Below are 4,061 nucleotides of genomic sequence, written 5' to 3' on the forward strand. Positions count from 1 at the left end.
GGAGAAGATCGATCCGCATCGGTCGAGCATGCCATTGCCGTATCCGCACGCAAACCCTGGACCACCACTGCGACACACGGTCGCAGYCGGGTGGCCAGGTGTCTGCCTAGAATGACCACCGAACCTGCAGGAGACGCGACGATGAAGGCTTGGATGGTAGCGGTGGGGCTGGGTGCGCTGATGCTGGCGCCATCGGCGATGGCGCGCGTATGTGCGGTGAGCATCGACAGCACCGACCAGATGAGCTTCAGCAGCCGGGAGATCAAGGTGGCTGCCGATTGCAGCGAAATCGACCTGACCCTGCGGCACACCGGCAGGCTGGCCGCCACCGCGATGGGCCACAACTGGGTGCTGACCCGCACCGCCGACTACCAGCCGGTGGCGATGGCGGGCATGCGCATGACCTTGGCCGACAGCTACCTGCCGAAGGCCGACAAGCGCGTGCTGGCCCACACCAAAGTGATCGGTGGTGGCGAGACCGCCCGCGTGCGTTTTTCCACGAAGGGCATGCAGAAGGGCGGCGATTACACTTTCTTCTGCTCGTTCCCCGGCCACTTCGCGATGATGAAGGGCAAGTTCGTCTTCGGTTGAGTGCGCAGCAGCCACGCATGGCGTGGCTCTACTCCAGAGACGCAGCTCAGTAGATCCACGCCATGCGTGGATGAAGCACATCGATCCAGTAGATCCACGCCATGCGTGGATGAGGGCAGGCAGTGCCGACCAAGGTCGGCACCTACCAGGCCTGGATTCAGCCCTTGGCCGCCTTGAACGCCACGCGTGCCGCTGCCAGCGTGGCCTCGATCACGGCATCATCGTGGGCGCTGGACAGGAAACCGGCCTCGTACGCCGACGGTGCCAGGAACACGCCCTGGTCCAGCATCGCGTGGAAGAAACGGTTGAACGCGGGAATGTCGCAGGCCGTGGCCTGGGCGTAGGTCTCCACCTTCTCAGCGGTGAAGAACAGCCCGAACATCGCGCCCACCTGGGTGGTGGTCACCGCTACGCCTGCATCGGCGGCGGCGGCTTCCAGTCCCGCACACAGGCGGGCGGCGCGCGCGCTCAGGTCGTCGTGGAAACCCGGCTGCTGGATCAGCTCCAGCATGGCCAGGCCGGCGGCCATCGCCACCGGGTTGCCGCTGAGCGTGCCGGCCTGGTAGATCGGGCCAGCGGGCGCGATCTGCTGCATCAGCTCGCGGCGGCCGCCGTAGGCGCCCACCGGCATGCCGCCGCCGATGATCTTGCCGAAGGTGGTCAGGTCCGGGCTGATACCGTAGTGCGCCTGCGCACCGCCAAGGGCAACGCGGAAACCGGTCATCACTTCGTCGAAGATCAGCAGCGCGCCATGCTGCGTGCACAGCGCGCGCAGGTGCTGCAGGTAGCCTTCGCGGGGCGGAATGCAGTTGGCGTTGCCCACCACCGGCTCGATGATCAGGCCGGCGATCTCGCTGCCGCGTGCGTCGAACAGGGCGGTGGCCGCCTCGAAGTCGTTGTAGGGCAGGGTCAGGGTCAGTTCGCTCAGGCCGGCCGGCACGCCGGGCGAGGTCGGCACGCCCAGGGTCAGCATGCCGCTGCCGGCCTTGACCAGGAACGAGTCACCGTGGCCGTGGTAGCAGCCTTCGAACTTGACGATGCAGCTGCGGCCGGTGGCACCGCGCGCCAGGCGGATCGCCGACAGGGTGGCTTCGGTACCGGAGTTGACCATGCGCACCATCTCGCACGACGGCACCAGCCGGGTGATGGTCTCGGCCATGGTCACTTCCGCTGCGCACGGCGCACCGAAGGACAGGCCGTTGTCGATCGCCTTCTTCACCGCCTGGCGTACGGCGGTGTGGTTGTGGCCGACGATCATCGGGCCCCACGATCCCACGTAGTCGATGTAGCGGTTGCCGTCGACGTCGTACAGGTAGGCGCCGTCAGCGCGCTCGACGAAGAAGGGTTCGCCGCCGACCGACTTGAACGCGCGCACCGGTGAGTTGACGCCGCCAGGCAGCAATTCCTGGGCGCGGGAGAACAGGGCGTGGGACTGGTCGTGGTTCATGGGGTTTCCTGGGGGTTACTGCTGCGTATCGAATCGGGCGAGGTAGGCGCGCTGGGTCGCGACCGGGTCCTGCGCGGCGTAGATGCCGCTGACCACGGCCAACAGGTCGGCGCCGGCATCGATGATGGGACCGACATTGTCCGGGCTCAGGCCACCAATCGCCACCCGCGGCACGCCCAGTGCGGCGCTTTGCCGCAGCAGGTCGGGGTGGGCGCGGCTGCTGGTGACCTTGGTGGTGGTGGGGAAGAACGCGCCGAAGGCCACGTAGCTGGCGCCCGCCGCCACGGCATGCTCGGCGTTGGCCAGCTGGTCGTAGCAGGAGGCGCCGATGATGGCGTCCGGGCCGAGCAGGCTGCGTGCGGCGCCGATGTCACCGTCGGTGCCGCCCAGGTGCACGCCCGCCGCGCCGATGGCCTGGGCAAGCGCCGGGTCGTCGTTGACGATCAGCGGCACGCCGTGGGCGGCGCACAAGGCCTGCAGCGCCGTGGCCTGTTCCCGCCGCAGCGCATCGCTGGCGGTCTTGTTGCGGTACTGCAGCCAGGTGGCGCCGGCGGCAAGCAGCGGCGCGGTGCGCGCCAGCAGGCGGGCGGTATCGGGTTCATCCGGGGTGATCAGGTAGACGCCGCGGGGCGCCGGGGAAGCAGAAGTCATCGATGGCTACCGGTGAGTGGACCGCGATGGGACAATGGCGGCCCGTGAATCCAGCCCTGATTATCCGATGAGCGAAGCCACCCCCACCACCCTGCGTACCTGGATGTGCGTGGTCTGCGGATTCCTGTACCGCGAAGCGGATGGGCTGCCGGAAGAGGGCATCGCCCCGGGCACGCGCTGGGAAGACATTCCCGAGACCTGGACCTGCCCGGATTGCGGCGTGACCAAGGACGATTTCGAGATGGTCGAGATCGATTGATCGCAATTGCCGCCGGGCATGGCCCGGCGCTACCGGTCGGGCGGATCGTTGGTGGTGGGTGCGGACCGTTTGTCCGCACACCGGACAACCTCAATGCAGCCGCGGTACCGGTCCGCCMAGGTCGATCAGCTTCTCGCGCAGCCATTGCGCGTCGCTGGCCTCGGGGTTGCGCTTGAGGTACAGGCCCAGGTCGTTGCGCGCGCCGGCCAGGTAGTCCAGCTGCAGGTAGGCCAGGCCGCGATCGCGCAGGGCATCGTCCTGTTCGGGGGCGAGCTTGAGCAGGCGGTCGGCACTGCGCGCGGCACGATCCCACTCGCTGGCCTCGGCATAGACCCCATGCAGGTTGCGCAGCATGCGGATCAGGATCGCGCGGCTCGGTGCAGGATCGAGGATCTGCGCCAGCACCTGGTCGTCGGGCATCTGCCCGCCCAGGTGTGATTTGGCGCGTTCGCGCAGTTCGTCCACGTCCAGCGGCCGGCCACCATTGAACGGGTCCATCACCAGCACGCCATCGTCAACCGGCAGGCGCACCAGGAAATGACCGGGGAATGACACGCCGTCCAACGGAATGCCCAGCCGTCGCGCCACCTCCATCTGCACCAGTGCCAGCGAGATCGGATTGCCCAGACGGCGCTCGAAGACCTGGTTGAGGTAGCTGTTGCGCGGGTCGTAGTACTCCTGGTGGTCGCCGCTGTAGCCCAGCTCATCGAACAGATGCCGGTTGATGGCCGCCATCTTCAGCGGGCTGTGCTCGATGCTGTCCACCTCGGCGCGCAGGTGCTCGACGTGGCTCTGCACCAGCGCATCGTAGGTCGACGGCTGCAGATCGGGATATTCATCGCGCGCGATCAGCAGCGCGGTCGGCAGCAGTGGCAGCGCCTCGTCGTCGAAGTCGGCCAGTGCATCCCAGTCGGGGAGTGTGATCCGGTCCTGCATGTCCACAGACTGGCGGCAATCGCAGGCGGTTTCAAGCAGCGTGGCGTGAATTCATCATCCCCACGTGTCCCGATCCACGCATGGCGTGGATCTACCGTGTCGACCAAGGTCGACACCCACCAACAGCGGCAGGAAGCTGTCAGAGGTAGGGTGGTGTGGGCTTGCAGGACCGCAGGC

Annotated in this window: 5 protein-coding genes; 2 read left to right on the forward strand and 3 right to left on the reverse strand. The window is 67.3% G+C overall.

Annotated features, from left to right (window positions below; all coding sequences use genetic code 11):
• Positions 1 to 141 precede the first annotated feature (141 nt).
• Positions 142 to 591, forward strand: coding sequence for an azurin (gene azu, locus AC1VAN_RS13990; protein WP_033831930.1), 450 nt, complete (start codon positions 142 to 144; stop codon positions 589 to 591).
• A gap of 157 nt (positions 592 to 748) precedes the next feature.
• Here azu and hemL read toward each other — a convergent pair whose 3' ends face one another.
• On the reverse strand, positions 749 to 2,038 hold the full coding sequence (hemL, locus tag AC1VAN_RS13995; protein ID WP_080149896.1) for a glutamate-1-semialdehyde 2,1-aminomutase: 1,290 nt from the start codon (positions 2,036 to 2,038) through the stop codon (positions 749 to 751).
• 15 nt (positions 2,039 to 2,053) lie between these two features.
• Entirely contained in the window at positions 2,054 to 2,689 is a 636-nt protein-coding gene (gene thiE, locus AC1VAN_RS14000) for a thiamine phosphate synthase (RefSeq protein ID WP_282279632.1), read from the reverse strand.
• 34 nt (positions 2,690 to 2,723) lie between these two features.
• Here thiE and AC1VAN_RS14005 point away from each other — a divergent pair, with 34 nt between their 5' ends.
• Positions 2,724 to 2,948 carry a rubredoxin gene (locus tag AC1VAN_RS14005; RefSeq protein WP_025874193.1) on the forward strand — a complete coding sequence of 75 codons (225 nt, stop codon included), beginning with the start codon at positions 2,724 to 2,726 and terminating at the stop codon, positions 2,946 to 2,948.
• A gap of 90 nt (positions 2,949 to 3,038) precedes the next feature.
• Here AC1VAN_RS14005 and AC1VAN_RS14010 read toward each other — a convergent pair whose 3' ends face one another.
• On the reverse strand, positions 3,039 to 3,884 hold the full coding sequence (locus AC1VAN_RS14010; protein WP_025874194.1) for a SirB1 family protein: 846 nt from the start codon (positions 3,882 to 3,884) through the stop codon (positions 3,039 to 3,041).
• Between the last annotated feature and the right edge of the window lie 177 nt (positions 3,885 to 4,061).

It is taken from the genome of Stenotrophomonas sp. 05L44_2 (genome assembly GCF_056665995.1).

Bases quoted from the DNA above. Each gene is read 5' to 3' on its own strand.
- hemL (WP_080149896.1), bottom strand. From the start codon at position 2,038: ATGAACCACGACCAGTCCCACGCCCTGTTCTCCCGCGCCCAGGAATTG.
- AC1VAN_RS14005 (WP_025874193.1), top strand. From the start codon at position 2,724: ATGGCGGCCCGTGAATCCAGCCCTGATTATCCGATGAGCGAAGCCACC.
- thiE (WP_282279632.1), bottom strand. From the start codon at position 2,689: ATGACTTCTGCTTCCCCGGCGCCCCGCGGCGTCTACCTGATCACCCCG.
- azu (WP_033831930.1), top strand. From the start codon at position 142: ATGAAGGCTTGGATGGTAGCGGTGGGGCTGGGTGCGCTGATGCTGGCG.